This is a genomic window from Nocardioides sp. (assembly GCF_051876515.1).
Classification (GTDB): domain Bacteria; phylum Actinomycetota; class Actinomycetes; order Propionibacteriales; family Nocardioidaceae; genus Nocardioides.
Map to the genome: position 1 here is coordinate 1 of NZ_JBJEHY010000005.1, position 4,677 is coordinate 4,677.

The following is a 4,677-nucleotide window of genomic DNA, read 5'->3' on the forward strand; positions in this document are numbered from 1 at the left end:
CTTGCCCTCCGGGCGCAGGTCGGCATCGACCTCCAGCGGCGGGTCGGTGGCGGGCAGCGACAGCAGCCGCCGCACCTCGTTGGCGGTGTCGCGGGCGACGGTCGCGGCGACCTGCGGGTCGGCGCCATCGCGCGGGTCGTGGACGAACATGACGTCGGCGTCGCTGCCGTACGAGAGCTCGAACCCGCCGTACCGCCCCATCGCCACGATCGCCATCGCCGTCGGCGCCTCGCCCAGGCCGTGCCGGTCGAGGACGGAGGCGAGGGCAACCTCGAGGGTCACCTCCAGCGTGGCGTCGGTGAGCCGGCTCAGCGCCCTGCCCACCTCGACGACGTCGGTCTCGCCGAACAGCTCGCCCGCGGCGATCCGGAACAGCTCGCGTCGACGGATCCCGCGCACCGAGCGCACGGCGGCCTCGTGGTCGTCCTGGCGTGCCGCGTTGGCGCGCATCTCGGTCAGCACCGCCTCGGCGGACAGCGGTGCCAGCGACTCGCCGAGCATCTGCACGCCCTTGGGCTCGCGCTCGAGCAGGTCCGTGGCGTAGCGCGACGTGCCCAGCAGCACCGCGAGCCGCTGGGCGACCTCGCCCTCGTCGCGCAGCGTCTTGAGGTACCACGGGGTGCGCCCCAACGACTCGCTGATCCGCCGGAAGCCCCACAGGCCCGCGTCCGGGTCGGGGGTGTCGGCGAACCACTCCAGCATCGCCGGCAGCAGCGTGCGCTGGATCGTGGCCGTGCGCGAGACCCCCGACGTGAGCGCCTCCAGGTGCCGCAGTGCCGCCCTGGGGTCGTGGTAGCCCAGGGCCCCGAGCCGCACCTGGGCCGCCTCGGGCGTGAGGCGTGCCTCGTCGGTGGAGATCCGGGCGACGGCCGCGAGCAGCGGACGGTAGAAGAGCTTCTCGTGCAGGCGGCGGACCTCGCGGCGGTGGTGCCGCAACTCCTTGTCGAGCCGGGCGACCGGGTCCTTGAGGAACCCCAGCGAGCGGCCGAGCCGGCGCAGCGACTCCTCGTCCTCGGGGATGACGTGGGTGCGGCGCAGCTGGTGCAGCTGGATGCGGTGCTCGAGGGTGCGCAGGAACGCGTACGCCTGGTGCAGGGCCTCGCCGTCCTCACGCCCCACGTACCCACCCCGGGTCAGCTCGGCGAGCCCGCTCAGGGTGGCGCTGACCCGCAGGTTCTCGTCGGCGCGCCCGTGGACCATCTGCATCAGCTGGACGGCGAACTCGACGTCGCGCAGCCCGCCCGGACCGAGCTTGAGCTGGCGCGCCTTCTCCTTCGCGGGGATGTGGGCCACGACCCGGCGGCGCATCGCCTGGACGTCCTCGACGAACCCCTCGCGCTCGGCGGCGCTCCACACCATCGGGGCCACCATGTCGGTGTACTCGCGCCCCAGGTCGAGGTCGCCGGCGACGGCGCGCGCCTTGAGGAGCGCCTGGAACTCCCAGGTCTTGGCCCAGCGCTCGTAGTACGCGCGGTGGCTGGCGAGCGTACGGCTCAGCGCCCCCGAGCGGCCCTCGGGACGCAGGTTGGCGTCGACAGGCCAGATGGTGCCCTCGCCGGTCTGGTCGGAGCAGACCGTCATCAGGTGGGAGGCGAGCCTGCCCGCGATCCGCGACGCGTCGCTGTCGGAGGTCTCGCCGCGCGCCTCGTGCACGAAGATCACGTCGACGTCGGAGACGTAGTTGAGCTCGTGCCCGCCGCACTTGCCCATCGCGATCACGCCGAATCGCACCGAGGCCGCCTCGTCGCCGACGCGCGCACGCGCCACCGCGAGTCCGGCGTCGAGCGTGCCGGCGGCCAGGTCGGAGAGCTCGGCGGCCGCGTCGTCGACGCCGAGGTGGTGGGCCAGGTCGCGCGCGGCGAGCCGCAGCAGCACGCGGCGGTACTCCACCCGCAGCCCGTCGAGGGCCTCGTGGTCGGCCAAGGTGGCGACCGGCTCGGCGTCGGCCGGGTCGGCCCCCACCGCACGCAGCAGCCCCTCCCGTACGGCGAACGCGGCGGCGCGCGTGCTGCCCAGGTGCGGGTCGCGCAGCTCGTGCCAGTGCTGCGGGTGGCGGCTCAGGTGCTCCCCGAGCGCGCGGCTGGCACCGAGGACCGAGACCAGCCGCATCGCGGTGCCCTCGTCGTGGCGCAACGCGTGCACGAACTCGGCACGGGCCTCGTCCCCGCCCTCGGCCTCCAGCGCGGCCACCAGCTCCGCCATCCCGGCCAGGGCCTGGTCCGGGTCTGCGGTGTGGGCCAGGACCCCGAGCAGCTCGTCGGCGCCGGGCCCGAGCGCGACCAGCTGGTCGCGCGCGGCCGCCAGGTTCTGGAAGCCGGCCCGGACGAGCTCGCCCAGCGCTCCCATCAGCGCTCCCCCACGCCCCGGCGGACGAGTGCGGGACTCGTGCGGGGGCGGCGGGAGGGCATCGGTGGACCGCCTCAGATGACCGGCAGCATCTGGTCGCGCTCGAACTGCGAGACCTGACCGCGGTAGGCCTCCCACTCGTTGCGCTTGTTGCGCAGGAAGAAGTCGAAGACCTGCTCGCCGAGCGTCTCGGCCAGCAGCTCGGAGTTCTCCGCGTGGCCGATCGCCTCCGACAGCGTCCGCGGCAGCGCCTCCAGCCCGAGCGCCTTGCGCTCGCGCTCGCTGAGGGCCCACACGTCGTCCTCGGCCTCACGGGGCAGCTCGAGGCCGTCCTCGATGCCCTTCCTCCCGGCAGCCAGGGTGACCGCGAAGGCGAGGTACGGGTTGCAGGCGGCGTCGAGGGTGCGCAGCTCCACGCGCGTCGACTGGCCCTTGTTGGGCTTGTACATCGGCACGCGGATCATGGCCGAGCGGTTGTTGTGGCCCCAGGAGAGGTACGAGGGGGCCTCGCCGCCGCCGATGAGGCGCTTGTAGGAGTTGACCCACTGGTTGGTGACCGCGGAGATCTCGTGCGCGTGGGCGAGGATGCCGGCGATGAACTGGCGGCCCGTCGCGCTGAGCTGGTACTGGCCGCCCGCCTCGTAGAAGGCGTTGCGGTCGCCCTCGAACAGGGAGACGTGGGTGTGCATGCCGGAGCCGGGCTGCTCGGTGAACGGCTTGGGCATGAAGCTCGCCCAGATGCCCTGGCTCAGCGCCACCTCACGGATCACCGTGCGGAAGGTCATGATGTTGTCGGCCGTGGTGAGCGCGTCGGCGTAGCGCAGGTCGATCTCCTGCTGGCCGGGGCCGCCCTCGTGGTGGCTGAACTCGACGGAGATGCCCATCGCCTCGAGCATCGTGATCGCCTCGCGGCGGAAGTCGCTGCCGCGCGAGGAGGCGGTGTGGTCGAAGTACCCGCTGCGGTCCACCGGCACCGGGATCGAGCCGTCGACCGGCTGGTCCTTGAACAGGTAGAACTCGATCTCGGGGTGCGTGTAGAAGGTGAAGCCCCGGTCGGCGGCCTTGGACAACGTGCGCTTGAGCACGTGCCGCGGGTCGGCGTACGAGGGGCTTCCGTCGGGCATGGTGATGTCGCAGAACATGCGGGCCGTCGCCGGCCCCTCGCCGCGCCACGGCAGGATCTGGAACGTCGACGGATCCGGCTTGGCCAGCATGTCGGCCTCCTGGATCCGGGCGAAGCCCTCGATGGCCGACCCGTCGAAGCCGATGCCCTCGTCGAAGGCTCCCTCGAGCTCGGCGGGCGCGACCGCCACCGACTTCAGCGCGCCCAGCACGTCGGTGAACCACAGACGCACGAACCGCACGTCACGCTCTTCGAGTGCCCGGAGCACGAACTCCTCTTGCTTGCCCATGGCTGCATTCTGTCCCATCCGTGTTTCGTGCGTGTGCCCGGATCAGCACTCGGCCGCCGCGCGGCCGATCCGTAGGGTGGAGGGATGGAACCGCTCTCCTCCGACGACGTCCGGTCCTCGTTCGTGAACTGCTCGAAGGGTGAGGCCAAGCGGATGCCGATGCCGCGGACGGAGCCTCGCTGGGACGACCTCGACTTCTTGGGGTGGCGCGACGTCGGAGCGCCCGACACGGCCTACCTGGTGGTCCCCGGGTCCGACGGTCCGGTCGGTCTCGTGCTGCGCCGCAGCCGGGCGACGGGAGCCGCCGGGCGCAAGAACATGTGCGAGTTCTGCCGCACCACCCACTCGGCCACCGACATGGCGCTCATGGTGGCGCCGCGTCCCGGTGCGTCCGGGCGCAACGGCAACACCGTCGGCACCTACCTGTGCGCCGACCTCGCCTGCTCCCTGTACGCGCGCGGCCTCAAGCGACCGCAGCGGGCGCAGCCGGAGGAGACCCTCGACGTGGAGGCCAAGGTCGCCCGGTTGCAGGCCAACGTGGCCACGTTCGTTCGGCGGGTCACCACCGAGCGCTGAGCAGGCGCGCCGCCCAGCGCCCGCTCACCCGGCGGGGACGTCGCGCTCGATCTCGGCCAGCCACGCCGTACCGCGGGCGTCGCTGGGCATCCGCCAGTCGCCGCGCGGGCTCATGGTGCCGCCCGAGGAGACCTTGGGGCCGTTGGGCATCGCGGACCGCTTGAACTGCGCGAAGGCGAAGAAGCGGCGGCAGAACACCTCCAGCCAGTCCCGGATCTCCTGGAGGTCGTAGGCGACGCGCTTGGCCTCCGGGAAGTTCGCCGGCCAGGCGCCGGCCTCGGCGTCGTGCCAGGCGTGCCAGGCGAGGAAGGCGATCTTCGACGGCCGGAACCCGTAGCGCAGC

Annotated in this window: 3 protein-coding genes and 1 pseudogene; 1 reads left to right on the top strand and 3 read right to left on the bottom strand. The window is 72.7% G+C overall.

Annotated features, from left to right (window positions below; translation table 11 throughout):
• Both ACI379_RS00275 and glnA read right to left on the bottom strand, forming a co-directional pair.
• A partial coding sequence (locus ACI379_RS00275; RefSeq protein WP_439790052.1) for a bifunctional [glutamine synthetase] adenylyltransferase/[glutamine synthetase]-adenylyl-L-tyrosine phosphorylase occupies nt 1–2,346 on the bottom strand: 2,346 nt, incomplete at its 3' end.
• A 74-nt stretch (nt 2,347–2,420) separates the two neighbouring features.
• Complete coding sequence (gene glnA / locus ACI379_RS00280; RefSeq protein ID WP_439790053.1) at nt 2,421–3,758, bottom strand: type I glutamate--ammonia ligase; 1,338 nt, start codon at nt 3,756–3,758, stop codon at nt 2,421–2,423.
• 84 nt (nt 3,759–3,842) lie between these two features.
• Here glnA and ACI379_RS00285 point away from each other — a divergent pair, with 84 nt between their 5' ends.
• Nucleotides 3,843–4,334 (top strand): FBP domain-containing protein, encoded by a 492-nt coding sequence (locus ACI379_RS00285; protein ID WP_439790054.1) that lies wholly within the window; start codon nt 3,843–3,845, stop codon nt 4,332–4,334.
• A gap of 24 nt (nt 4,335–4,358) precedes the next feature.
• Here the strand turns inward: ACI379_RS00285 and nadE are convergent.
• Nucleotides 4,359–4,677: pseudogene (nadE, locus tag ACI379_RS00290) on the bottom strand (NAD(+) synthase); the annotation flags it as partial.